We start from the raw sequence: 23944 nt of genomic DNA on the forward strand, positions 1-23944 counted from the left end.
TTCCGATGCAGTCATTCAAACGGATCGCGGCGGCCTGCGCCGTCCTGGCCGCGGGCGCCGTGCCCGCACTGGCCGCGCAATGCGGCAACAGCGCGGGCGGCTACGGCGCCTGGAAACAGCAATTCGCGCAAGAGGCCGCCGCCGCCGGTGTCGGGCAACGCGGGCTTCAGGCGCTGGCATCGACGTCCTACGCGCAGTCGACCATCAATGCCGACCGCAACCAGAAAAGCTTCCGCTACTCACTGGACCGGTTCATGGAAGTCCGCGGTGCGTCGACCATCGTGCGCCAGGGCCGCCAGCGTCTGGCCCAGAACCCCGGATTCTACGGCGCGCTTGAGCGTCAATACGGCGTGCCGGCCGGCGTGATCATCGCCATCCACGGGATGGAGACCGGGTTCGGCCGCTTCATGGGCGACAGCAACGTGGTCGCCTCGATCTCGACCCTTGCCTATGACTGCCGCCGCTCGGATTTCTTCACGCCGCACGCGCTGGCCGCGCTCAGGCTGGTGGACCGCGGCGCGATCTCGGCCAACACCCGCGGCGCCAAGCACGGCGAGCTGGGACACACGCAGTTCCTGCCCGGTAATGCCCTGCGCTACGGGGTGGACGCCAACGGTGACGGGCGCGTGGACCTCACGAACATCACGGACGCCCTGGCCTCGACCGCGAATTTTCTGCGGCAAAAGGGCTGGCGCCCCGGGCAAGGCTACCAGCAGGGTCAGCCGAATTTCCGCGTGATCCAGGAATGGAACGCGGCGACGGTGTACCAGCAGGCCATCGCGATCATGGCGGCGCAGATCGACGGCGCGTCGTAACCGTTCGACCCCGCGCGCGGTGGGCTCAGGCGACGTCGTCGCGCCCCCGCCGCGCGCGATCACGGCGGTCCGGGCCGGCACCACGCCCATCCCCGGGATGCAGGCGGAAAAGGCCCCCGCCCGCCCGCTTCGCGGCATAGGCGGCTGCGTCCGCGGCGGCCAGCAGCCGCGCCGCGTCGGGCCGGGCGTATCGGGACGAGATGGCGCAGCCCACGCTGGCGGAGACGACCCGATCTGCGTCGCCGTCCGGCAGCGGTTGGGCGATTTCCGACAGGATGCGCTCGGCCATCAGGGTCACCGCGTGCGGTTCGGTCAGCCCCGACGCGACCACGACGAATTCGTCGCCGCCGGTCCGCACCACGGTATCGACCGCGCGCACGGCTCTGCGCAGCCCGTGGGCCACGTGGCACAGTACCGCATCCCCCGCCGCGTGGCCGTGCCGGTCATTGACCTGCTTGAAACGGTCGAGATCCAGCTGGATCACGCTGAAGCCCACCCCTTCGCCCAGCAAGCGCGCCAGCACGCGGTCCAACGCACGGCGGTTGCCAGGGCCCGTCAGGGTATCGGTGAACGCCTGCCGCTCGGCCGTCGACTTGGCCCCGTCGAGCCGGGCGATCAGGCGCCGCGATTCGGCCTGTGCGGCGGCGTTGGCCTCGATCAGGTACAGCATGTCCACGGTGGGATCGGTCGGCGCGAAGTCCCGCGCCGTCAGGGGCGCGCCGCCCAGGTCGGGCAGATCCGACAGGGCCAGCGACAGGCTCAGCATGCTGCCGCGAAGCCGGTCGAACGGCACCAGCATCCCCTTCAGCCGAACCGGCCGGCCCCGGGCGAACTCCAACCGCATGGCCCGTCCGCGCAGGGTCATCATATCGGCCATGGAGGCCACGCCATCGGGCCGCGTGACCCGGAACGCGCGGGTGACGCGCTGGCCCAGCAATTGCCGCGCGCCCGCGAGCCGTGCGAGGCCGGGGCCGACATGCAGTATGGTCCCGTCCTCGGCCAGGCGTGCGTGCATCGGCAGAAGGGCGTCGAAGGCTGCGCGCTCGGCCAGGATCGCGGCCTGCCCCGTCATGGTCTTGCCCGCCGCAATTCGAAAGAACGCCCCGGGGTGAAGGCGCTGGAGAGAAGCGTGACCCGCACGCCCGCCCCGTCGGAGGCGGGCGCGGCATCGACCATGGCCAGCGCGCCGTAATCGTCGGCCATGGCCCGCAGCGCGCCGATGAGCAGTGCAGTCAAGTCCATCGCCGCCCACGCGCAGGACACGGTGTAAAGCCCCGGCCCGACCGCCCTGACCTGGATCGCGGGCAGTCCGAGGTCCGGCATCGCCAGATGCGCGCGGCCCACAAGGTCGTCCAGCGACTCGATGAATTCGACGAAATCCGCGCCCCCGAACCGCAACAGGCGCCGGATCCGTCCCATGGACCGATGGGAGACGAGGTATGTCCCCAGATCCTCGAGCAGGCCGTCCACGGGCTTGTCCAAAACGCTGGCCGCGGCCGAGACCGTCCGCGCGAACACGTCGTCGGCATAACGCATCATGGCCTCGACATCCGAGGTGGGCAGATCGGCACGCACCGCCACGCGCTGCCACTGCGCCGCCCCGTAGACATCGGTCACGAAGCTCTGAACCGATCTGACAATCAACCCGTGCACATACGTCCCCAGTCCCCCGGACCGGGTGTAGCGCCAAATCGTTAAGGCTGTGTTCGCAGGGGCGGCCCGGTAGGGTGTTTCGCCGCACCCGCCAGTCCGGTCAGGTCCAGTGGACCTGCGCGCCCCCGGGCAGCGCCGCGCGGGCGCGGGCCGGCGCGTCGTAGGGCAGCCCGCGCGCGTCGCAGAACGCCACGATCCACGCGTCGTCCATCATCAGGAAATCAAGCACCGCGCCCAGCATCTCGGGGTCCTCGATGGCCTCGGTCAGCGCGTCGCGCCCGATCCCGGTCGATCCGGTGAAGACATCCAGCAGCTCGCCCTCGCCGGCGATCCAGCCCAGCGCGTCGAGCGCGAGGACCTGTGCTGCATTTTCGGCATCGGCGAAGTTTTGCTGCAATTCACGGACTCTTAAAAATCGAAAGGCTTTGTTAACCTCTCCTAACGATGCTTGGACCCGATGATCGGGTTTGTCTAGCAAGGAGGGCGCCGAGTGCCGCGCCGCATTTTGATCGTCGAACCGACGGCAACCCACAGGATCGCCCTCAAGGCGGCGCTTGTCGCCGCCCATTACGAGGTGCGCGCGGTGGCCACCGGGCAGGAGGGCATCCGGAACCTGCGCGGCGACATGCCCGACGCGGTCATCATCAACGGATGCCTGCCGGATCTCACGATCGACAATTTCTGCGTCGCGACCGCCGCGCTGGGCAAGGATGTGGCGCCGCCGGTCCTGGCGATCATCGACGAGGATACCACGGCCGCGCGGCTCGCGGTGCTGGGGGGCGGTGCCAGCACGGTGCTGCTCCGCCCGATCGACCGGGGATGGTTGCTGACCCACCTGCGATCGCTCCTGCGGTGCCACGAAACCCGGGCGGAACTGCGTCGCCGGATCGATACCGCGGCGCAGTTCGGCTTCTCCGAGGATCCTGGCGCGTTCACCCGTCCCGCGCGGCTGGCCATCGTCGGCGGCGACAGCCAGCACCGCACCGCCATGGCCCGCGCCCTGCGTCGGCGCAGCGTGGACGAGGTCACGCTGATGACGCCGACGGACGCGATCAGCGCCTCGGAAGAGGCCGAGCGCGCGCCCGAGGTCTTCCTGCTCTGTCCCGCCATCGACAGCGAGTCGACCCTGACCCTGATCGCCGAGCTGCGCTCACGGCGGGGGGCGCGCCGCGCGTCCATCGCGGCGCAGTACGAACCCGGCGACCGTGCCTTCGCGGCCCGGGCGCTCGACCAGGGGGTGAACGGCGTCATCCGCTCCGACGCGTCCCCCGAGGAACTGAACTTGCGGATTCTGCGCCACATCCGGATCAAGCGGCAGACCGACGCGCTGCGCGACAGCGTGGACGCCAACCTGATGATGGCCGCCCACGACCCGCTGACCGGGCTGTTCAACCGCCGCTACGGGATGCGCTATCTGTCGAATCTCGCCAAGCAGCCCCATTCCCAGGATCGCGGCTATGGCCAGATTCTCATGGACGTAGACCTGTTCAAGACCGTCAACGACACCCACGGCCACGCGGCTGGCGACCAAGTTCTGCGCCAGATCGCGCGGCGGCTTCAGGACAACGTGCGCGAGGGCGACCTGCTGGCCCGCTACGGGGGCGAGGAATTCCTCGTGGCGCTGCCCGACTGCTCGATCGAGGAGGCGCGGATCGCCGCCGAGCGGCTGCGCGTCGCCATCTGCGGCGCCCCCATGACGCTGCCGGGGGGATCGCGGATCCAGGTCACCTTGTCCATCGGCGTCGCCTGCGGCCGCGAGGCCCCGGACGCTTTGCTGGAGCGGGCAGACCGGGCGCTCTACGCGGCCAAGGCCGCGGGGCGAAACCGGGTCGCGCTTGCCGATGCGACCTGGCCCGCGGCGGGCGGCATGACCGGCCGCGTGGTGCCACTTATCACGCCGCGCAACAGGGTGGGCTGAGGCCCCTCCGGCGGGCGTGACATGGCGCCGCAAGATCGACGCGGCCCCTACCGCCGGGCGCCTCATCAGGTTACACCGCTCGGCACGAGCCCGAGGTATGCCATGTTCGACGACACCATCGCCAGCACCCAGACCGAACGCAGCCTGAAGCCTGCGCTGCTGCGCGGATTCCGACGTCGATGCCCCAATTGCGGATCGGGCCCGATCCTGAAGGGCTACCTCAAGCTCAACAGCCAATGCTCGGTCTGCGGCGAGGACCTGAGCTACGCCCGCGCCGACGACGCCCCCGCCTACGTCACCATCCTGGTGGTCGGTCACCTGATGGCGCCGCTGCTGCACTGGGGATTCGTGCGCTTCCGTCCCGACCCCATCGTGCTGGCAGCCGTGTTCTGCGTGGGCTGCGTGGCGCTGTCGCTCTACCTGCTGCCGCGGATCAAGGGCATGGTGGTGGGCTTTCAGTGGGCCAGGCGGATGCACGGGTTTTGAGCCCATCGGTCCCGATCCGCGACGCGGCGACGGTGATCGTGGTGCGGGACCCGGACGACACCCCGAGCGTCCTGATGGGCCAGCGCGGCAAATCGGCCGTGTTCCTGCCGGGCAAGGTGGTCTTTCCCGGCGGCCGGGTCGATCCGGGCGACGGGCGGATTGCCATCGGGGGGCGCCTGGACGACCGCTGCAAGGCGCGTCTCAGCGGGCCTGACCTGCCACCGCCCGGAACGCTTGTCGCAGCGGCCATCCGGGAACTGTGGGAAGAGACCGGTCAGGTCCTGGGGCATCGTGCCGTCTGGGACGACGCCCCCGCCGATTGGCGGCGTTTTGCGGCCACCGGGCACCGGCCCGACGCGGCGGGCCTGACCTATGTTTTCCGCGCCATCACGCCACCGGGCCGACCGCGCCGCTTCGACGCGCGGTTCTTCACCGTGAATGCCGACAGGCTGGCGGGCGATCCCGACGATTTCAGCCACGCCACCGACGAGCTGAGCCACCTGCGCTGGATCCCGCTGTCGCAGGCCCGGCAGGCGGACCTTCCCTTCATCACCCAGGTCGCGCTGGCCGAGGTCGCGGGACGCCTACCCGACCTTTCGCCGCCGCCCAGGTTGCCGTTTTTCCACGGGCACATGGAAGACATCGCCATCGCCGACGCGCGTCGCGACTAGCCCACCCAGATCAGCAGCAGGATCGACGCCGTCAGACCGGCGATGGCCCATCCCTCGCGCGCGCGCATCCGTTCGCCCAGCACCAGCGTGGTGACCAGGATGCTCAGGATGACCTCGACCTGGCCCAGCGCCTTGACCAGCGCGGCCGATTGCAGCGCGAAGGCCGTGAACCAGCCGTAGGAGCCCACCAGCGACGTGACGCCCACCAGCGCCGCCACCCGCCAGTGCCGGGCCACGCGTGTCAGCTCGCCCCGCTCGCGAAAGGCCAGCCAGGCCCCCAGCACGCAGGTCTGCCACGCGGTGACGCAGGCCAGTGTCAGCCCCGCGCGCAGCAGGACCGGAAGCTCGGGGATCTGCAGCGTGGCACCGCGATAGAGCACGGCCGAGAAGCTGAAGAGCAGGCCGGACCCGAGACCCAGCGCGGTGGCGCGGCTGAGAAGCGCGCGCCACGACCAGCCTCGCGCGTGCTCCTGGCTGAGCAGCAGCAAGGCCAGAACGCCGATGCCGATGGCGATCCAGGCGCCGAGGCTCAGGGTCTCGCCCAGCACGACGATGCCCACCACGCCGGTCAGGACCGCCTCGGATTTCTTGAAGGCGATGCCGACCGCGAAATTCCGGAGCGAGAACATGGCGATGACACAGGCGGTCGCCAGGATCTGCGCGATCCCGCCGGGCAGCGCGAAGGCCCAGAAGTTGGGCGGCGGAACCGGGAGGGGCACCCGGGCCAGCCATGCGCCGGTCACGACGCCCAGCGCCACCAGCGGGGCCGAGAAGACGAAGCGCGAGAAGGTGGCACCGGCGACCGACAGGCCCGTGCGCTTCAGGTGCCGTTGCAGCGCGAAGCGCGCGGTCTGCGCCGCGGCGGCCACCAGCGTCGCGATGATCCAGGGCTCCATTCGTATGCCGTCAGATCCGGGTCACGGGCGTTGCCCCACGAAGCGCCCGGCGCCCGTCGGCACCGCAAGCGCCGCGTGGCCGGCCCCCAGCAGCGCCATGCGCTCGGCCACCGTGTCCTTCGGCGGGCCGGGCCTGCGGGTTTCCAGGTCGACGTGCAGCAGGAAATGCTCGCCCGTGGCCAGCAATGTCTCGCCGCGCCACATCTGGTGGAACAGGTGCAGTTTGGCCCCCGCGCTCTGCAGGGCGTGGGTGGTTATGTGGAAAACCTCGCCCGCCAGGATCTCGGACAGGTGGCGGATATGAGTCTCGGCGGTGAAGAACGAGCCGCCGGACGCGATGTAGTCCGGCGTGCAGCCCAGGTCGTCCATCAGCCGCTCGGTCGCGTCGGCGAAGGCCAGCAGGTAGCGCGACTCGGTCATGTGGCCGTTGAAATCCGTCCAGTCGAGCGGCACCGCCCGCCGCGCCGTCTCGACCGGGCGGCTCCAGTCCGGTGCGAGTATGGGCCAGCGCATCTCGTCCGTCTTCAGATGTGCCCCCAGCCCGCAATCCGCGTGGCGCAACGCGCGGAGGATGCCGACCAGCGCCGCATCGCCGCCGGGCTGTGGCGGCGGGCCGTCCGGGACCATGCCCATTTCGGTCAGCACGGTCGCGGCAATGTCGCGGGCGGCCGCATCGGTCGGCGTGATCGTGACCGAGGGCCACAGGTAGACGGGGTCATGGGCTTCGATCCCGACGGTGCCCAGGCGCCGCGGCGCGCCGTTCGCGTCGTGCAGGACTGGCGGCGTTCCCGGCCCTTCGACCGAATTCAGCGCCGCAGGATCGAAGCTGCCCACGATCACGACCGCACCGGTGGCAGCGTCCATGGCATCGAGCCCCGTCAGCCGCCCCTCGGGCGGCAAAGCCCGGTCGTAGAGCCCGGGCAAGGCCAGCCGCGCGCGTACCAGCACCGCGTCGAAATCGGGTCCGTGCAAGTCTTCGGGCACCGCCACGTCCCATCCCCGGATCAGCAGCCGCGCCGCCCAGCCCGCCGAGCGCGGACAGGTGCCTAGAATGGCGGCCCGCGGGCTCACGGTGCGGCCTGGGGCGTCATCCGCAGGCGCGAGAGGTCATAGCCGTTGAACGACAGGATCCGGCGCGCGGCCTCGAGCCGGTCCGGCGGGATCGTGGGCTCGCGGTTCAGGATCCAGCCGGCGCGCCCCGACGGCACGCCAACCACAGCCGTGCGATAGCCTTCGTCGACCCACAGCACCCAGTAGGGCGCACTCAGGAACGGAACGCTGTCGAACCGCACTTCCAGCCGTCCGGGACCGGCGGGCCTGGCCGTCCCCTCGATGCTGCGCAGGTCACCGTCCGCGTCGAGGCAGGAATTGCGCACGTTGAAGCCGTTGTCGTTGCGGGGCGTGTAGACCGCCTGCGTCTGGCGGCAGCCGTCCTGGAACGGCACCGGGTAGGACGCGATCTCGTACCAGCGCCCGGCGTAGCGGTCGGGCTTGAACGACGCGATCGACCCCATGGAAACAGTGGTGTCGCGGTACACCTCGGCGGGAAACAGCGGCGCCTCGGTCGAGCAGGCGGCGAGGACCAGCGCCAGCGCGGCGACCAGACGTCTTTGCATTCGGTGGCCCTTGTGCCGCTGTCGGTGAGGATCTCGTGGCAACCCAAAAGCGGCGTGATCGGCGCGCAGGTCCGCGACCGGGCGAGGCAGGCGCCCAGGCAATCGCTCTCGCGGGTGCAGCTCTTGTTGGCGTCGCGCGGGGTGCGGTAGCAGATGAAGCCCGACTCGCCGGCGCGGGCCCAGCGCCCGCCATCGTCGTTGCAGGCCCGCTCGGCGGGCGACGGGGTGCGCGCGGGCGTTCTTTCGGGCGTCGCCGCCCCTTCTTCCGCCGCGCCATCCAGGGACTGCACGCGCACGGTGCGGGGCGCCGCCAGCGGTTCGGTCGGGGCGGCGTCCGCTTCGGCGGCGGTTTCGGCCGACGGCCCCGCCGGTTCGGCTACCGCCGGAGGCGGGTCGGGCAATTCCAGATCCTCGGGCGCGGGCCGCACCGTCAGCGTCGGGGTATCGGTGTCCACGCCGGGGTCGAGTGTTTCGAGGCATCCCGACAGGGCGAGCAGCGCCGCGAGGGCGAGGACCAGCGCCCTCATGCCAGCCCCCGGATCACCGGGACCAGCGCACGGCCCAGCGCGGCGTGGGCGGGCGCGCGGAAATGGACGCCGTCGGCGGGGTCGCAGGCGATGACGCCGCCCGCGTCGAAGAAGGCCGCGCCCTCCTCGCCCGCCACGCGGGCAAGGTGCTCGGGCAAGCTCGCCCCGCGGGTTTCGGCGCCGCGGTAGAGCTCACCGTAAAGTCCCGCCGCGTAAGGCACCGGCGGCGCGATCCAGAGCCGGCGCGCACCCGGCACGTGGCGCGGGATCTCGGCCAGCAGGCGGCGGGCGCATTCGGACACCTCGAACCCGGTGAAGCCGAACATGGCCTTCAGGTCGTTGGTGCCCAGCATCACCGCCACGATGTCGACGGGAAGGTGCGAGCCCAGCACGGCGGGCAGCACGCCCAGCCCGTTGCGCCATGGCCCGGCGGTGGGATCATCGCTGCAGATCGTGCGGCCGGGCAGCGCCTCGGGCGTCACCTTCCAGTCCGGTCCCAGCGCGGCGGCCAGAACGCCCGGCCATCGTTCGTCGTCGCCCAGACGGGGCAGCTCGCCCCACGCCTCGCGCGGCTGGGTGCCGAAGCTGTTGCTGTCACCGTAGATCAGAAGATGGGGCATCGCGCGCCTTTCGGTTCTGCGCGCAGATGGCCCGATTTGCGCCGCCGCTTCAAGTCAGTAGGGCATCGGGTGGGCCCGGTGGGTGGCGTCGATCTCGTCCATCAGCTCGTCCGACAGCGTCACGTCCTGCCCGGCGATGATATGGTCGAGCTGCGCCATGTCGGTGGCCCCGAAGATCGGGATCGTGTTCCACGGGCGCGCCCGGGTCCAGGCCATGGCCATGTGCACCGGGTCGACGCCGTGGCGGGCGGCCAGGGCCTCGTAGGCCGCGACCGCCTCGAAAGCGCGGTCGGTCTTGCGCCCGCCGAGGTCGCCGTTCAACGCCATGCGCGAGCCCTCGGGCACCTGCCCGCCCTGGTACTTGCCGGTCAGCAGGCCCGCGGCCAGCGGCGAGAAGGCCAGCAGCGTCACGTCCTCGTGGTGGCTCATCTCGGCCAGGTCGCTGTCGTACTGGCGGCACATGAGCGAGTACTCGTTCTGCATGGTCGCCACGCGCGGCCCGTCCAGCCGCGCGGCGGCGTCGAGCCATTTCATCGTGCCCCAGGTGCTGTCGTTCGACAGGCCGAAGGACCGGATCTTGCCCTCGGCCACCAGCGCGGCCAGCGTGCCCATGACCTCGTCCACGTGGTCCTGCATCCGGGCGGTGTCCTGCCCGGTCGGGTCGAAACCCCAGATCTGGCGGAAATGGAACGACCCGCGGTTGGGCCAGTGCAGCTGGTAGAGATCGACATGGTCCGTCCGCAGCCGCCTCAGCGAGTCCTCCAGCGCGCCGCGCAGGGTCTCGGCGGTGATCAAGGCGCCGTCGCGCACCATCTGCGACGGCCCGGCGCATTTCGTGGCCAGCACGATATCGTCGCGGCGGCCGGTTTTGGCGATCCAGTCGCCGATGATCGTCTCGGTGTCGCCGACGGTTTCGGCCAGGACGGGGTTCACCGGGTACATCTCGGCGGTGTCGATGAAGTCGATTCCGGCGTCGAGGGCGCGATCGATCTGGGCGTGACCGCCGGCCGCATCGGTCTGCCGCCCCCAGGTCATGCTGCCCAGGCACCAGCCCGATACCTCGATCCCCGTGCGGCCCAGCGTCGTGCGATCCATGTCCCGTCCCTTCCCGTTGCGGCGTTTCGCACAGACCTACCCGCCCCACGGCGATTGACAAGAGGCACGCGCGGAATAGAACATAAAGGGAGCAAACCGGAGCCCCGCCATGACCGCCCTGCCCGCGACCCTGCTGACCCGTGGCCCCCATCGCCCCGACGCGGCGCCGGGGCTGGCGATCGCGGGCGATCTGCGGCTGGCGGCCGGCCGGGTGCACGAGCTTTGCGGGATCTCGCGGCGCATGCTGGCGCTGGCCATCGCGGCGCGGGCCACGGGGCCGGTGCTGTGGATCGCGCCGGGCCACGTGACGGTGCAGCCCAATCCCTGCGGCTTCGCCCCCTGGCTCGACCCCGCGCGGCTGCTGCACGTGCGGGCCGATCACGACCGCGACCTGCTGTGGGTGATGGAGGAATCCCTGCGCAGCGGCGCCGCCCCCACGGTGGTCGCCGACCTGCCGGGGCCGCCCGGCCTGACGGCGGTGCGCCGGCTGCACCTGGCGGCCGAGACCGGCAGCAAGGACGGCGCCGCTGCGCCCCTGGGCCTGCTGATGACACCCGATGGCGGCGCGCCGGGGGTCGAGACGCGCTGGCAGATGACCCCCGATTTCGACGGGGACGGCGCGGGCTGGCGGCTGGACCGGCAGCGGGCGCGGACCGCGCCCCCCCGCAGCGACCGGCTGGGCGCCGCGACGCTGCTGGGCCATGCCCCGCTGCGGACGGACCGCCCCCTGGCGCGGGCGCATTGAGCAAGCCGCGCCGCCTCCCGCGCCCGAATTATCCAGGATAATTCGCAGGAGATTATCCCAAGATAATCTCGGGCGGATCATCCGGGATGACCTGGGATGGGCCCCTACCCGCGCGGCCCCCACGCCGCGCCCGCCAGCACCAGGAGCCCGCCCGCCACGGCCCAGTTCTTGACGAAGATGCTCATCTGCCAGCCATCCCCGGGCACGAAGTGAAACAGGCTCGTCACCATGCAATACCCCGCCAGCGACAGCGCCACCGGCCCCAGCCACCAGCCCGCGACCAGTGCCAGCGCACCCGCCGCGTTGAACGCGGCCGCGGGCCAGACCAGCCACACGGGCCAGCCGCGCCCCGCCAGCAGGTCCTGCACCAGCTCGGGCGCCGCCAGCTTCTGCGCCGCGCCCGCCGCGAACAGCACCGCCAGCAGAGCCCGGCCCACGGTCATCAGAACGCGCTGCAACATCTCTGGTCCTCCGGTCCCGCCCCGTGCATTCTGGCGCCGAACACGCCGCCGGGACCCACGCCCATGACCAACACCATCGCCATCCTGCTGGCCAGCCTGATCGTCACGCTTTTCGTGCTGGACCGGGTCCTTGGCGACGGCGCCGGCACGCTCTTCGTGGCGCGCGAGCTGGCCGGTCTTATCGGTTGGCTGGCCTTCTGGCGCTAAGGCGGCGGTTGACCTCGGGGCGCGGATGGCTTTCAAAACATGGCAATCGGCCCCGCCCACGCGGGTCGCAACCAGATGGAGAGACGACATGACAGTCAAGGTCGGCATCAACGGCTTCGGCCGCATCGGGCGCAACGTGCTGCGCGGCATCATCGAATCGGGCCGCACCGATATCGAGGTCACCCATATCAACGACCTCGGGCCCGTCGAGACCAACGCCCATCTGCTGCGCTATGACAGCGTGCACGGCCGCTTCCCGGCCGAGGTGACCACCGGCGACGACTGGATCGACGTGGGCCGCGGCAAGATGACCGTCACGGCCGAGCGCGACCCCAAGGCCCTGCCCTGGGACGGCGTCGACATCGCGCTGGAATGCACCGGCATCTTCACCAGCGCCGAGAAGGCCGCTTGGCACCTCGAGAACGGCTCGGACCGCGTGCTGGTCTCGGCCCCGTGCTCGAACGCGAACAAGACCATCGTCTACGGCGTGAACGAGGGCACGCTGACGTCCGAGGACAAGGTGATCTCGAACGCGAGCTGCACCACCAACTGCCTGTCGCCCGTGGCCAAGGTGCTGAACGACACCATCGGCATCAAGCGCGGCTTCATGACCACGATCCACAGCTATACAGGCGACCAGCCGACGCTGGATACCATGCACAAGGACCTGTACCGCGCGCGGGCCGCGGCGCTGAACATGATCCCCACCTCGACCGGTGCCGCGAAGGCCGTGGGCCTTGTGCTGCCCGAGCTGAACGGCAAGCTCGACGGTGTGGCGATCCGGGTGCCGACGCCCAACGTGTCGGTCGTCGACCTGGTCTTCGAGGCCGACCGCGACACGACGGTCGAAGAGATCAACGACGCGATCCGCAAGGCCGCCGACGGCCCGATGAAGGGCATCCTGGGCTACACGGACGAGATGCTTGTCTCGGGCGACTTCAACCACGACCCGCATTCGTCGGTCTTCCACATGGACCAGACCAAGGTGATGGAGGGCACCATGTGCCGCATCCTGACCTGGTACGACAACGAGTGGGGCTTCTCGAACCGCATGGCCGACACCGCCGTGGCCATGGGCAAGCTCTGAGACCAACAACCGACGCGCGCCGATCCCATGGACGGCGCGCGTTGTCCCTTCGGGGCGATCGCGTCAGTCCGGATGGATGTCACGCGGTGTGCAGCCCGCCTGGATCACCACCGCGATCCAGTTGACCGGCGCTTCCAGCCCCCTTCCCCGCAACCACTGGTCCTGGAGCCTGTAGGCGGCAAGCTCTGCGGCCTCGGGACAATAGAAATGCGCCCCGGCCTGACGGTGGTGCACCAGTTCGTGCAGCAGAACGCTGGCATCCAGCGTCCTGTCCTGCCGCCAGGGCGCGACCAGAAGCACACGGCCGCGATCCTCGTCGTAAAGACCGCGAAGCTTGCCGTGGCCCCGGACGGCCGGACCGTGCAGGGCCTGCGCCGCGCCCGATGCGACGAGCGAAATCGACAACGGATCGGGGTTGCGCGGCAGGTCGCTATGGGTATCGAGCCAGGCTTCCAGCGTTTCGCGCAGGGCCGAAAGGTCCTCGGCGTGCCGCCATGCCGGGTCGGGATCGAAGCGCAGGTTCGGCGCGGCGCCGGCCGAGGCCAGCGGCAGCATCAGCGAAAGGACAAGGATCAGGGCACGACAACGGGTGCGGTCAAGGGCCGGCATGGCAACCTCCTGGGCGTCTCGATTTTAAATTTCCTGCGATCGATGCTAGGCTGCGTGCCATTGAAGCTGCAAAAGACGGTTTCTCATGCCGGCATGCGGAAAATTCATCCCCCCAGGACGCGCCTGCCATGGGACGTAGGCTGCCCCCCTTCGCCGCGATCCGCGCGTTCGAGGCCGCGGCGCGACACCTGTCCTTCGCCAAGGCCGCGGACGAGCTGTGCCTCTCGCCCTCGGCGATCAGCCACCAGATCCGCGCGCTGGAAGACTTCCTGGACACGAAGCTGTTCGAACGGCGCGCCAACCAAACGCACCTGACCCTCACGGGGCGCGGTTACGCGCGCCGGATGACCACGCTGCTCGACCGGCTCGAGGCCGACACGGCGTCGATCCTGACCCGCGCGGACCGCACGCTGCGCGTCCTGTGCACGCCCGGTTTCGCGGCACGTTGGCTGGTGCCCCGTCTCGACCGGTTCGAGCACCCGGAGGCCGTTCGGCTGCGCGTGTCGACCGGCGCGCCCTCGACCGACTTCGCCAGCAATGACGCCGACGTGGTGATCGGATGGACCGAACCGACGGTCCCGGACGCCGACGTGGTCCCGCTCATGCGATCCGGGCGGTACCCGGTGGCCTCGCCCTCGTTCCTGGCCGCCAATCCGCTGAACCGCCCCGAGGATCTGTGCAACGTCACGTTGATGCACGACGAGACGATGGACCAGTGGGACGAATGGTTCGCGGCCGCCGGTGTCGCCGCGCCGCGCCTGCCCCGCGGTCCCGCCTTTCCGAATTGCGAGCTGGCCACCTCGGGCGTCGAGCAGGGGCTGGGCGTCAGTCTCGGCTACGACATGATGGTGCGCGACACGATCAAGGCGGGGCGATTGGTGCGCCTGTTCGACACCGTGACCATGCCCTTCGTCATCTATTCGTTCATCTGCCAGAGCCACCGCGCGGACGAACCGATGATCGCGGCCTTCCGCGCCTTCCTGACGCGCGAGATGCGGGCGAGCGGCGACGCGGCCTTCGAGCTGGTCGCCGAGTAGACACCGCGCGCGGCCCGCGTCGTGCAAATCGCCGGTCCGCGACGTCTTGCCCTTGTCGCGCGGGCAGCCGATATCCCTGCCCATGACAGACCGGAACAACACCACCGCCCCGTCCCCGATGCGCGCCCGCGTGGGCCGGTTCCTCGACCGCACCGCGGTTCAGAACACCGTGCTGGGCGTGATCCTGTTCAACGCCATCGTGCTCGGGCTGGAAACCTCGGACGCGGTCATGGCCGAGGCCGGGCCGCTGATCGTCGCGCTCGACACCGCGTGCCTGACCGTCTTCGTGATCGAGATCGGGCTGAAGCTTTATGCCCGCGGGCTCGACTTCTTCCGGCGCGGCTGGAACATCTTCGACTTCGTCATCGTCGGCATCTCGATGGTGCCGGCCGCGCAGGGGCTGACCGTGCTGCGCGCGCTGCGGATCCTGCGGCTGCTGCGCGTGGTCTCGGTGGCCCCGTCGCTGAGGCGCGTGGTCGAAGGATTGGTGAACGCCCTGCCCGGCATGGGGTCGGTCTTCGTGCTGATGGGCATGATTTTCTATATCGGCGCGGTCATGGCGACCAAGCTCTTCGGCGACGCCTTCCCCGACTGGTTCGGCACGCTGGGGCGGTCGGGCTACACGCTGTTCCAGATCATGACGCTGGAATCGTGGTCCATGGGCATCGTGCGCCCGGTGATGGAGGTCTATCCTTACGCCTGGCTGTTCTTCGTCACGTTCATCATGGTCACCACCTTCGCCGTGGTGAACCTCTTGGTGGGCCTGATCGTGAACTCGATGCAGGACGCCCACCACGAGGAGACGAACGAGGCCACGGGCACTTATCGTGACGAGGTGCTGGCCCGGCTGGCGGCCATCGAGGAGCGTCTGAGCGACCGCGACCGCGGCGGGAAATAGCCAGCCTCGCGTTGCGTTTTCTGCAACGCAGCATTGCAGGAACGACCGCTAGGCAGCAGGCTTATCCGGTTGCACCTTGGGGGTGTCCGCCGCGCGGGATGCGTGGCGGTTCCACGGCAACCAACGAGACCCCGCCATGACGATCTTCAACGACCTGCGGCTGCGCGCCCGACGCCGGGCCGAATACCGCCGCACCCTGCGCGCCTTGCGCGCCCTGCCCATCGACACCGCCCTGGATCTCGACATCTACCACGGCGACGCCAAGACCATCGCCCGCCAGGCCGTCTATGGTCCGACCGGCGCGCAACACTGATCCAAGGGACACACCGTAGTTAATTGTTTCGGAACAATTATTGCCTTGCACCCATCGCATAGCGGACTTGCCGCAACGGCGATTGTGGTGCGCTAACAGTTCCCCATATCCGGGGTGTAGCCGATGAGGCCACGACCCGAAACGCACCGACGAAGGACAGACACATGACCCTGATCGAACAGATCCGCAAAACCATCGAACAGCGCGCCCAATACGCCCGCACCCGCGACGCCCTGCGCGCCCTGCCCCTGCAGACCCAGATCGACCTCGACCTGAACGCACGCGACACCGACGCCATCGCGCACCGGGCCGTCTATGGACACTGATCCCTCGACAGCCTCGACCCTCTGAAAGGCGCAGCCACCGGTTGCGCCTTTCGCATTTGCAGCATCCCGCGAGGCACCCACACCTTGCCCGGCCCCGCCCGGCGGCGTATCAGCCCGGCAATTGTCGCTGACCCGCAGGTGCCGCCCATGATCCCCCGTTACGCCCGCCCCGAGATGACCGACATCTGGGAGCCCGCCACCAAGTTCCGCATCTGGTACGAGATCGAGGCGCATGCCTGCGACGCCATGGCCGACCTGGGCGTCATCCCGCGCGAGAACGCCGAGGCCGTCTGGAAGGCCAACGACGTGGAATTCGACGTGGCCCGCATCGACGAGATCGAGGCCGTCACCAAGCACGACGTCATCGCCTTCCTGACCCACCTGGCCGAGCACGTGGGCAGCGAGGAGGCCCGCTTCGTCCACCAGGGCATGACCAGCTCGGACGTTCTGGATACCTGCTTCAACGTCCAGCTCGTGCGCGCCGCCGACCTGCTGCTGGCGGACCTGGACAAGCTGCTGGCCGCGCTGAAAAAACGCGCGATGGAGCACAAGATGACCGTGCGCGTGGGCCGCAGCCACGGCATCCACGCCGAACCCACGACCATGGGCCTGACCTTCGCCCGTTTCTACGCCGAGATGGACCGCAACCGCGCGCGCCTTCAGGCCGCGCGGGCCGAGGTCGCCACCGGCGCCATCAGCGGCGCGGTCGGCACCTTTGCCAATATCGACCCCCGCGTGGAAGAGCATGTCTGCGCCAAGCTGGGCCTGACGCCCGAGCCGATCAGCACGCAGGTCATCCCGCGCGACCGGCACGCCATGTTCTTCGCCACGCTGGGCGTCATCGCCTCGTCCATCGAGAACATCGCGGTCGAGATCCGGCACATGCAACGGACCGAGGTGCTGGAAGGGGCCGAGTTCTTCTCGCTGGGGCAGAAGGGCAGCTCGGCCATGCCGCACAAGAAGAACCCCGTCCTGACGGAAAACCTCACGGGCCTCGCCCGGCTGGTCCGCATGACCGTGATTCCCGCGATGGAGAACGTGACGCTCTGGCACGAGCGCGACATCTCGCACTCCTCGGTCGAGCGGGGCATCGGGCCCGACGCCACCGTGACGCTGGATTTCGCGCTGAACCGCCTGGCGGGCGTCGTCGACAAGATGCTGATCTTCCCCGACAACATGCTGGAAAACATGAACAAGTTTCCCGGCCTCGTGATGTCGCAACGGGTGCTCCTGGCCCTGACCCAGGCGGGCGTCAGCCGCGAGGACGCCTATTCCATGGTGCAACGCAACGCGCTGAAGGTCTGGGAAGACCGGCTCGACTTCCGCGAGCTGCTGCTGGCCGATGACGACGTCGTCGCCGCCCTGGGCGAGGACGGCATCAACGAGAAGTTCGACATGGACTATCATACCAAGCATGTGGACACGATTTTTGCCCGCGTTTTCGGCGAAACCTGACCTGTTCCGATCTGTCGCAGGCAAAGGCGGCTTCCGGCGGTGACTTTACGTCGGGTCATGATACCTTGGTTCCTATCGCAACAGACAGGATCGGAGCTTGATCATGACCCTCAAGATTGCCCTGACCACGGCCGTTCTGGCCATCGCCCCCGGACTGGCGGCGGCCGAATGCAACTGGTCGAAACAGGTCTCGATGACCTGCGCCGCCGGCACGGTCTACGACAGCGAATCGCAAAGCTGCGTCCCGGTTTCGAGCTGACAACCCGTCCGCGCGTTGCGCACGGGATGGCATTGAAATGGCCCGCCGCGGTTCTCGTGGCGGGCTTTTTGCTGTGCGCCGCCACGCCAGGCGCCGCGGCGCGGGACACGCCCGCACATCTTGCGAAGGCGGTTGCCCTGATCGAGGAAGGCGACGCCGAGGCAGCGCAGGCGATCCTGTCCGACACCGTGTCCGCGTCGCCCGATGACTTGCTGGCACGCGCCCACCTGGGCCGCGCGTTCATCGCGCTCGGGGACATCGAGGCGGCCCGCGCCCAACTGACCGAGATCCGGCGCCGGGGCGGCCGCGCCAGCTGGCCCGAGTTCCTGCTGCGCAGCGCCTTGGGCAACGGACCCCGCGCAGGATACTGACCGGCCCGTCGTTACCGTTCCGTTTATCCCGGTGGCCTAGGGTGCCCGTCGTGACAGCCCAGCCACCGGAGCCCGCCATGGACGGACAGATCGCGCTCAGGCCCGAACCTCCAGACCCCGGCCTGCCCCGCCGGATCCCCGGCATGATCGACCCGCGCACCCTGACCCGCCGCCAGAAGGCGGCCATCGTTGTGCGCCTGCTGCTGGCCGAGGGCGCGACCCTGCCGCTGAGCGAGCTGCCCGAGCCGTTGCAGGCCGAGCTGACCACCCAGATGACGCAGATGCGTTTCGTCGACCGCGCCACCCTGCGCGACGTGGTTGAGGAATTCGCCTCCGAGCTCGATTCGATCGGGCTCAGCTTTCCCGGCGGGCTGGAAGGCGCCCTGGGCATCCTCGAAGGCGCGATCAGCCCCGAGATCGCCGCACGGCTGCGCAAGCAGTCCGGCGCCATCTGGACCGACGACCCGTGGGAGACCATCGCCGAGTTCCCGCCCGAGAAGATCATGCCGCTGCTGCAACGCGAAAGCCCCGAGATCGGGGCGGTGATCCTGTCGAAGCTGAAGGTCGCCAAGGCGGCCGACCTTCTGTCGAAACTGCCCGGCGCCCTGGCCCGGCGGCTGACCCTGGCGGTCTCGGAGACCGCCGATATCGCGCCCTCGACCGTGCGCCGCATCGGCGTGGCGCTGGCCGCCGAGCTGAAGGCCGAACCGCCCCGCGCCTTCCCCGCCGCGGCGGTGGAACGGCTGGGGGCGATCCTGAACGTGTCGACCTCGGTCACCCGCGAAGAGGTCCTGGAAGGACTCGACGCCGAGGATGCCGAACTGGGCAGCCAGGTGCGCAAGGCGATCTTCACCTTCGAGAACATCCCCGATCGCGTGGCCGCGCGCGATGTGCCGGTGGTGGTCAAGGGCGTGGACCAGGACATCCTGATCCTGGCCATCGCCGGCGCGACCGAGAAGACGCAGGCGACGGTGGACTACCTGCTGGCCAACATGTCCCAGCGCCTGGCCGACACCATGCGCGACGAGGCGGGCGAGTTGGGCAAGATCGCCCCCGCCGAGGTCGAGCGCGCCGAAACCGCCGTCGTCTCGGCCATCCGCGAGGCGGTCGATGCCGGCGAGATCAAGCTGATCGCCGAGGACGAGGAGTAGCGCGCCCCGTTGTGATCGGGCTGCGCGCCGCGTATGTCGAAGGCGATCCGTTCCTTGCGAAAGCGCCCGAAGGTGTCTGCCACGAAACCGCCCAGCCCCGTCCACAAGATCCAGAACCTTGTGATCCGTGGGCTGCTGGGGGTCGTCCTGGCGTTGCCCTATCGCACGCGGGTGCGCACCATGGGCTGGATCTGCGCCCACGTGATCGGCCCCGCCGTGGGCTGGCGCAAGCGCATCCGCAAGAACCTGGCGCTGGTCTGCCCCGACATGCCCGCCGCCGAGGTGAAACGGCTGGAACGGGCGGTGGCGAACAACGTGGGCCGCACATTGATCGAGATCTACTCGGGCGCCGAGTTCAAGGATCACGTGCGCGGCACGCCCCTGGCCGGCCCGGGGCTGGAGCCGTTCCTGGCCGCCCGCGCCGGGGGCCGCCCGGTGGTGCTGGTCACGGCGCACCTGGGCAATTTCGACAGCCTGCGCGCGACCCTGTTCCACGAAGGCCACGGCCTGGGCGCCCTGTATCGCCCGATGAAGAACGCGGCCTTCAACGACCACTACGTCCGCGCCCTGACTCAGATCGGCGCGCCGCTGTTTCCGGCGGATCGCAAGGGCATCACCGGCTTCGTGCGTCACCTGGCCGACGGCGGCATCATCGGCATCCTGACCGACGTCTATTCCATGAGGGGCGCCGACGTGACCTTCTTCGGCCAGCCCGCGCCCACCGCCGTGTCGGCCTGTGACTGGGCGGTGAAGTTCGACGCCCTGGTGATCCCCTGCTACGGGATCCGGCGGCCCGACGGGCTGAACTTCGATATCCATCTCGAGGCGCCGATCCCGCCGGGCGACCCGGTCGAGATGACGCAGGCGATCAACGACAACCTGGAAGGCTGGGTGCGGCGGCACATGGACCAGTGGTTCTGGATCCATCGCCGCTGGAAGCCCGAGCGCAAGCGCGCCGTCCCGACCGAAAGCTGACGTTGCGCGCGGGCGCCGCTCTCAGTCCACGCGGGCGGCGGCGACGATCTCGCCCGGGCCCTGCCGTTGCAGGATGATGGCGGCGGGCGGCGTGGCGGTGGTGGTCAGGTCCAGCGGCGCCTCGCCCGTCCATTCGCCCACCGTGCGCCAGGTCTTGACGATGTTATGGTATTCGAAGGTGTGGCCGGCATTCTCGCCACGCTCGATCGCGACCGTTTCGGCTGGCGTGTACTCGACCACCTGCACAAGCGCGGGCCGCTCGAACGCCCCGGCAGCGGGCGCCTGGATGGTCAGGCTGTCGCCATCGCGCAGGACGGTCAGCGCGACCGGATCGGCGCGGTCACGATGCTTGTCGATCAACTCCATCACTTGGACGGGGCGGTTGCCCACCACGTGATCGACGCCGCCCACGATCATCTGCGGCGTATAGATCGTGCGCTGTGCGGCGGCGCGGGCGTACCCCTTCTGCCGCTTGGTGAAGCCCGGCTGCGCGAACCTGTCCTTCCAGCCGATGTAGTCCCAGTAGTCCACGTGCAGCGCCAGAGGCAGCACGCCCTCCATCCGGGCCAGCCGGCCCATCAGCTCGTCCGCAGGGGGGCAGGCCGAGCAGCCCTGCGAGGTGTAGAGTTCGATGACGACGGGCTGTTCCTCCGCCTCCGCGACCATGGGCGCAAAACAGGCCGCCAGCGCCAGTCCACGGATCCATCGAAGCATGCGTCGTCCTCTCGTCGTTGCCCTGATCCTCCTATAGAGACGAAGGTCCCAAAGCCAATCAAGGAATTGCGACAGGCCGAAACATGCGGTTTGCATACATATGCATACCGACATTGACAGCCGCCCCCACCAGCCCTATTACGTTGGATCAATCGCGACACAAATGTCAGTTGATCCCTTTCCCTTTTCAAGGAGACCGCCATGCCCATCGAGGTTGGACAGGACACCAATAAAACCCGCAAGACGCTCGAAGTCGGCGGCAGTTCCTATGCCTATTATTCCATCGACGCGGCCTCGCAGGCGGGGCTTGGCGATTTCTCTCGCCTGCCGGTGTCGCTGAAGGTGCTGCTTGAGAACCTGCTGCGCTTCGAGGACGGCAACACCGTCACCACCGACGACATCAAGGCCTTCGCCGACTGGGCCGAGAACGGCGGCAAGACCAACCGCGAAATCGCGTACCGCCCCGCCCGCGTCCTGATGCAGGACTTCACCGGCGTGCCTGCCGTGGTCGACCTGGCCGCCATGCGCGACGGCATCGTCAGCCTCGGCGGCGACGCGCAGAAGATCAACCCGCTGAACCCCGTGGACCTGGTCATCGACCACTCGGTCATGATCGACGAGTTCGGCAACCCGCGCGCCTTCCAGATGAACGTGGACCGCGAGTACGAGCGCAATATCGAGCGCTACCAGTTCCTGAAATGGGGCCAGAAGGCGTTCGAGAACTTCCGCGTCGTGCCGCCCGGCACCGGCATCTGTCACCAGGTGAACCTGGAGTACCTGGCCAAGACCGTGTGGTCCGACAAGGATCAGAACGGTGAAATGGTGGCCTATCCCGACACGCTGGTGGGCACCGACAGCCACACCACCATGGTCAACGGCGCGGCCGTCCTGGGCTGGGGCGTGGGCGGCATCGAGGCCGAGGCCGCCATGCTGGGCCAGCCCGTTTCGATGCTGATCCCCGAGGTCGTGGGCTTCAAGCTGACCGGCGCCATGCCCGAGGGCACCACCGCCACCGATCTCGTGCTGAAGGTCTGCGAGATGCTGCGCGAAAAGGGCGTGGTGCAGAAATTCGTCGAATTCTACGGTGACGGTCTGGACAACGTTCCGCTGGCCGACCGCGCGACCATCGGCAACATGTCACCCGAGTTCGGCGGCACCTGCGCCTTCTTCCCCATCGACGACGAAACCCTGCGCTACCTGACCCAGACGGGCCGCGATGCCGAGACCATCAAGCTGGTCGAAGCCTACGCCAAGGAGCAGGGACTGTGGCGCACCCCGGGCGCCGAGCCGGTCTTCACCGACACGCTCGAGCTGGACATGTCCACGGTGAAGCCCGCCATCTCGGGGCCGAAGCACCCGCAGCAGCATATCGATCTCGACAAGGCCGCGACGGATTTCCACGCCTATATCGACGGCCAACGCAAGAACGGCGAAGGCCAGAAGCGCGCCGAGGTCCGGTGGGAAGCCGAGGGCGGCCAGCCGGCGCCGAAAGAGATCCCCGGCAACACCGGCAAGCACAAGCGCGCGCACGTCACGATGAAGGACATCGACGGCGAGGAGAAGACGTTCGAGCTGCACGACGGCTCGATCGTGATCGCCTCGATCACGTCCTGCACCAACACGTCGAACCCCTACGTGATGATCGGCGCCGGTCTCGTCGCCCGCAAGGCGCGCGAACTGGGGCTGGACCGTCAGCCCTGGGTCAAGACCTCGCTCGCGCCGGGCAGCCAGGTCGTGTCGTCCTACCTCGAGCAGACGGGCCTGCAGGAAGACCTGGACGCCATCGGGTTCAACCTTGTGGGCTATGGCTGCACCACCTGCATCGGCAACTCGGGCCCCATCGCCGACGAGCTGTCGAAGGCCATCGCCGAGAACGACCTGATCGCCTGCTCGGTCCTGTCGGGCAACCGCAACTTCGAGGGCCGGATCAGCCCCGACGTGCGCGCCAACTACCTGGCGTCGCCGCCGCTGGTCGTGGCCTACGCCCTGGTCGGTGACATGAACGTGGACATCACGCGCGAGCCGCTGGGCCAGGACAAGGACGGCAACGACGTCTACCTCAAGGACCTGTGGCCCTCGCAGCAGGAGATCGCCGAGCTGGTCGAGAAGACCGTCACGCGCGAGATGTTCCAGGAGAAATACGCCGACGTCTTCAAGGGCGACGAGAAGTGGCGCGAAGTCGAGACCACCGACAGCGAGACCTACAACTGGCCGGCCGCGTCGACCTATGTCCAGAACCCGCCCTATTTCCAGGGCATGGACACCGAGGCCGGCACGATCAGCAACATCGACGGCGCGCGGATGCTGGCGCTGCTCGGCGACATGGTCACCACCGACCACATCAGCCCCGCCGGGTCGTTCAAGGAAACCTCGCCCGCGGGTGAGTACCTGACCGAACGCCAGGTGCAGCCGCGCGAGTTCAACTCGTACGGGTCGCGCCGCGGCAACCACGAGGTGATGATGCGCGGCACCTTCGCCAACATCCGCATCCGCAACGAGATGCTGGACGGCGTGGAAGGCGGCTTCACCAAGGGCCCCGATGGCGAGCAGATGTCGATCTACGACGCCGCGATGAAGTATCAGGAGCAAGGCACGCCGCTGGTCGTGGTCGCGGGTGAGCAATACGGCGCCGGCTCCAGCCGCGACTGGGCCGCCAAGGGCACCGCGCTTCTGGGCGTGAAGGCCGTGATCGCGTCCAGCTACGAGCGGATCCACCGTTCGAACCTGGTTGGCATGGGTGTCCTGCCCTTCGAGTTCACGGGCGGCGACGACCGCAAGAGCCTGGAGCTGACCGGCGACGAGACCTTCGCGATCCACGGTCTCGAGGACGACTTCAAGCCGCAGGCCGAGGTGCCCTGCACCATCACCTATGCCGACGGGTCGACGAAGGAGATCACGCTGAAGTCGCGCATCGATACCGCGATCGAGATCGACTACGTCAAGAACGGCGGCGTGCTGCACTACGTGCTGCGCCGCCTGGCCGACACGGCCTCGGCTGCCTGAGGCGTCGGACAGACAGGAACAAGGGCCGGTGGCACC

The 23944-nt window shown here is 68.9% G+C and carries 28 protein-coding genes; 17 read left to right on the forward strand and 11 right to left on the reverse strand.

Going from position 1 to position 23944, the window contains the following annotated elements:
- Window positions 1–5: 5 nt before the first annotated feature.
- Entirely contained in the window at window positions 6–815 is an 810-nt protein-coding gene (locus BUB76_RS15260; RefSeq protein ID WP_073129662.1) for a lytic murein transglycosylase, read from the forward strand.
- A 25-nt stretch (window positions 816–840) separates the two neighbouring features.
- Here the strand turns inward: BUB76_RS15260 and BUB76_RS15265 are convergent, their stop codons facing one another.
- From BUB76_RS15265 to BUB76_RS18205, 3 genes are all read right to left on the reverse strand, one after another.
- Window positions 841–1887 (reverse strand): GGDEF domain-containing protein, encoded by a 1047-nt coding sequence (locus BUB76_RS15265; protein ID WP_073129663.1) that lies wholly within the window; start codon window positions 1885–1887, stop codon window positions 841–843.
- The gene (locus BUB76_RS15270; RefSeq protein ID WP_073129664.1) at window positions 1884–2468 is read right to left on the reverse strand and encodes a heme NO-binding domain-containing protein; all 585 of its coding nucleotides are present in this window, start codon (window positions 2466–2468) and stop codon (window positions 1884–1886) included. The genes BUB76_RS15265 and BUB76_RS15270 overlap by 4 nt, the downstream gene beginning before the upstream one ends.
- Before the next feature lie 100 nt (window positions 2469–2568).
- On the reverse strand, window positions 2569–2865 hold the full coding sequence (locus tag BUB76_RS18205; protein WP_073129665.1) for a DUF3572 domain-containing protein: 297 nt from the start codon (window positions 2863–2865) through the stop codon (window positions 2569–2571).
- A gap of 93 nt (window positions 2866–2958) precedes the next feature.
- Between BUB76_RS18205 and BUB76_RS15280 the strand changes: the two genes are divergently transcribed.
- From BUB76_RS15280 to BUB76_RS15290, 3 genes are all read left to right on the forward strand, one after another.
- Window positions 2959–4386, forward strand: a complete 1428-nt coding sequence (locus BUB76_RS15280; protein WP_073129666.1) for a diguanylate cyclase — start codon at window positions 2959–2961, stop codon at window positions 4384–4386.
- 102 nt (window positions 4387–4488) lie between these two features.
- Window positions 4489–4872 carry a DUF983 domain-containing protein gene (locus tag BUB76_RS15285; RefSeq protein WP_073129667.1) on the forward strand — a complete coding sequence of 128 codons (384 nt, stop codon included), beginning with the start codon at window positions 4489–4491 and terminating at the stop codon, window positions 4870–4872.
- On the forward strand, window positions 4869–5543 hold the full coding sequence (locus BUB76_RS15290; protein WP_073129668.1) for an NUDIX hydrolase: 675 nt from the start codon (window positions 4869–4871) through the stop codon (window positions 5541–5543). The genes BUB76_RS15285 and BUB76_RS15290 overlap by 4 nt, the downstream gene beginning before the upstream one ends.
- Here BUB76_RS15290 and BUB76_RS15295 read toward each other — a convergent pair.
- The 5 genes from BUB76_RS15295 to BUB76_RS15315 all read right to left on the reverse strand — a co-directional run bounded on the left by BUB76_RS15295 (window position 5540) and on the right by BUB76_RS15315 (window position 10297).
- Window positions 5540–6439 (reverse strand): DMT family transporter, encoded by a 900-nt coding sequence (locus BUB76_RS15295; RefSeq protein ID WP_073129669.1) that lies wholly within the window; start codon window positions 6437–6439, stop codon window positions 5540–5542. The two genes, BUB76_RS15290 and BUB76_RS15295, sit on opposite strands and share 4 nt — an antisense overlap.
- A 21-nt stretch (window positions 6440–6460) precedes the next feature.
- Entirely contained in the window at window positions 6461–7510 is a 1050-nt protein-coding gene (locus BUB76_RS15300) for a thioesterase family protein (protein WP_073129670.1), read from the reverse strand.
- Entirely contained in the window at window positions 7507–8055 is a 549-nt protein-coding gene (locus BUB76_RS15305) for a lipocalin family protein (RefSeq protein WP_073129671.1), read from the reverse strand. Before BUB76_RS15305 ends, BUB76_RS15300 begins: the two co-directional genes overlap by 4 nt.
- Window positions 8056–8578: 523 nt before the next feature.
- Window positions 8579–9202 carry a GDSL-type esterase/lipase family protein gene (locus BUB76_RS15310; RefSeq protein ID WP_073129672.1) on the reverse strand — a complete coding sequence of 208 codons (624 nt, stop codon included), beginning with the start codon at window positions 9200–9202 and terminating at the stop codon, window positions 8579–8581.
- Between the two features lie 54 nt (window positions 9203–9256).
- A complete protein-coding gene (locus tag BUB76_RS15315) occupies window positions 9257–10297 on the reverse strand; it encodes an aldo/keto reductase (RefSeq protein ID WP_073129673.1) in 1041 nt (346 codons plus the stop codon).
- Between the two features lie 109 nt (window positions 10298–10406).
- Between BUB76_RS15315 and BUB76_RS15320 the strand changes: the two genes are divergently transcribed.
- Window positions 10407–11042 (forward strand): ImuA family protein, encoded by a 636-nt coding sequence (locus BUB76_RS15320; RefSeq protein ID WP_073129674.1) that lies wholly within the window; start codon window positions 10407–10409, stop codon window positions 11040–11042.
- 104 nt (window positions 11043–11146) lie between these two features.
- On the opposite strand, the gene BUB76_RS15325 is transcribed toward BUB76_RS15320, so the two are convergent.
- The gene (locus tag BUB76_RS15325) at window positions 11147–11503 is read right to left on the reverse strand and encodes a DoxX family membrane protein (RefSeq protein ID WP_073129675.1); all 357 of its coding nucleotides are present in this window, start codon (window positions 11501–11503) and stop codon (window positions 11147–11149) included.
- Window positions 11504–11566: 63 nt separating this feature from the next.
- Here BUB76_RS15325 and BUB76_RS15330 point away from each other — a divergent pair, with 63 nt between their 5' ends.
- Together BUB76_RS15330 and gap are read left to right on the forward strand one after the other, a co-directional pair.
- Window positions 11567–11710, forward strand: a complete 144-nt coding sequence (locus BUB76_RS15330; protein WP_073129676.1) for a glyceraldehyde-3-phosphate dehydrogenase — start codon at window positions 11567–11569, stop codon at window positions 11708–11710.
- A gap of 88 nt (window positions 11711–11798) precedes the next feature.
- Window positions 11799–12797: a type I glyceraldehyde-3-phosphate dehydrogenase gene (gap, locus tag BUB76_RS15335; RefSeq protein WP_073129677.1), complete on the forward strand. Its 999-nt coding sequence runs from the start codon at window positions 11799–11801 to the stop codon at window positions 12795–12797.
- A gap of 63 nt (window positions 12798–12860) precedes the next feature.
- On the opposite strand, the gene BUB76_RS15340 is transcribed toward gap, so the two are convergent.
- The gene (locus tag BUB76_RS15340) at window positions 12861–13406 is read right to left on the reverse strand and encodes a DUF6647 family protein (protein ID WP_073129678.1); all 546 of its coding nucleotides are present in this window, start codon (window positions 13404–13406) and stop codon (window positions 12861–12863) included.
- A 128-nt stretch (window positions 13407–13534) separates the two neighbouring features.
- Between BUB76_RS15340 and BUB76_RS15345 the strand changes: the two genes are divergently transcribed.
- From BUB76_RS15345 to BUB76_RS15370, 9 genes are all read left to right on the forward strand, one after another.
- Window positions 13535–14443: a LysR substrate-binding domain-containing protein gene (locus BUB76_RS15345; protein ID WP_073129680.1), complete on the forward strand. Its 909-nt coding sequence runs from the start codon at window positions 13535–13537 to the stop codon at window positions 14441–14443.
- Window positions 14444–14525: 82 nt separating this feature from the next.
- The gene (locus tag BUB76_RS15350) at window positions 14526–15341 is read left to right on the forward strand and encodes an ion transporter (protein WP_236737935.1); all 816 of its coding nucleotides are present in this window, start codon (window positions 14526–14528) and stop codon (window positions 15339–15341) included.
- Between the two features lie 136 nt (window positions 15342–15477).
- Entirely contained in the window at window positions 15478–15654 is a 177-nt protein-coding gene (locus tag BUB76_RS18010; protein ID WP_175481736.1) for a hypothetical protein, read from the forward strand.
- A 164-nt stretch (window positions 15655–15818) separates the two neighbouring features.
- The gene (locus BUB76_RS18015) at window positions 15819–15980 is read left to right on the forward strand and encodes a hypothetical protein (protein ID WP_175481737.1); all 162 of its coding nucleotides are present in this window, start codon (window positions 15819–15821) and stop codon (window positions 15978–15980) included.
- Window positions 15981–16127: 147 nt separating this feature from the next.
- Window positions 16128–17435: an adenylosuccinate lyase gene (gene purB, locus BUB76_RS15355; protein WP_073129684.1), complete on the forward strand. Its 1308-nt coding sequence runs from the start codon at window positions 16128–16130 to the stop codon at window positions 17433–17435.
- A 103-nt stretch (window positions 17436–17538) separates the two neighbouring features.
- Entirely contained in the window at window positions 17539–17694 is a 156-nt protein-coding gene (locus BUB76_RS17725) for a carbohydrate-binding module family 14 protein (RefSeq protein WP_139250894.1), read from the forward strand.
- Window positions 17695–17720: 26 nt separating this feature from the next.
- A complete protein-coding gene (locus tag BUB76_RS17430) occupies window positions 17721–18065 on the forward strand; it encodes a tetratricopeptide repeat protein (RefSeq protein WP_073129686.1) in 345 nt (114 codons plus the stop codon).
- A gap of 77 nt (window positions 18066–18142) precedes the next feature.
- Entirely contained in the window at window positions 18143–19216 is a 1074-nt protein-coding gene (locus BUB76_RS15365) for a flagellar motor switch protein FliG (protein WP_236737056.1), read from the forward strand.
- A gap of 72 nt (window positions 19217–19288) precedes the next feature.
- The gene (locus BUB76_RS15370) at window positions 19289–20191 is read left to right on the forward strand and encodes a lysophospholipid acyltransferase family protein (protein ID WP_236737936.1); all 903 of its coding nucleotides are present in this window, start codon (window positions 19289–19291) and stop codon (window positions 20189–20191) included.
- A gap of 21 nt (window positions 20192–20212) precedes the next feature.
- On the opposite strand, the gene BUB76_RS15375 is transcribed toward BUB76_RS15370, so the two are convergent.
- Window positions 20213–20905: a DUF1223 domain-containing protein gene (locus BUB76_RS15375; protein WP_139250896.1), complete on the reverse strand. Its 693-nt coding sequence runs from the start codon at window positions 20903–20905 to the stop codon at window positions 20213–20215.
- 201 nt (window positions 20906–21106) lie between these two features.
- On the opposite strand from BUB76_RS15375, the gene acnA reads away from it, so the two are divergent.
- On the forward strand, window positions 21107–23908 hold the full coding sequence (gene acnA / locus BUB76_RS15380; protein ID WP_073129688.1) for an aconitate hydratase AcnA: 2802 nt from the start codon (window positions 21107–21109) through the stop codon (window positions 23906–23908).
- Window positions 23909–23944: the final 36 nt, after the last annotated feature.

It is taken from the genome of Palleronia salina (genome assembly GCF_900141995.1).
Taxonomy (GTDB): domain Bacteria; phylum Pseudomonadota; class Alphaproteobacteria; order Rhodobacterales; family Rhodobacteraceae; genus Palleronia; species Palleronia salina.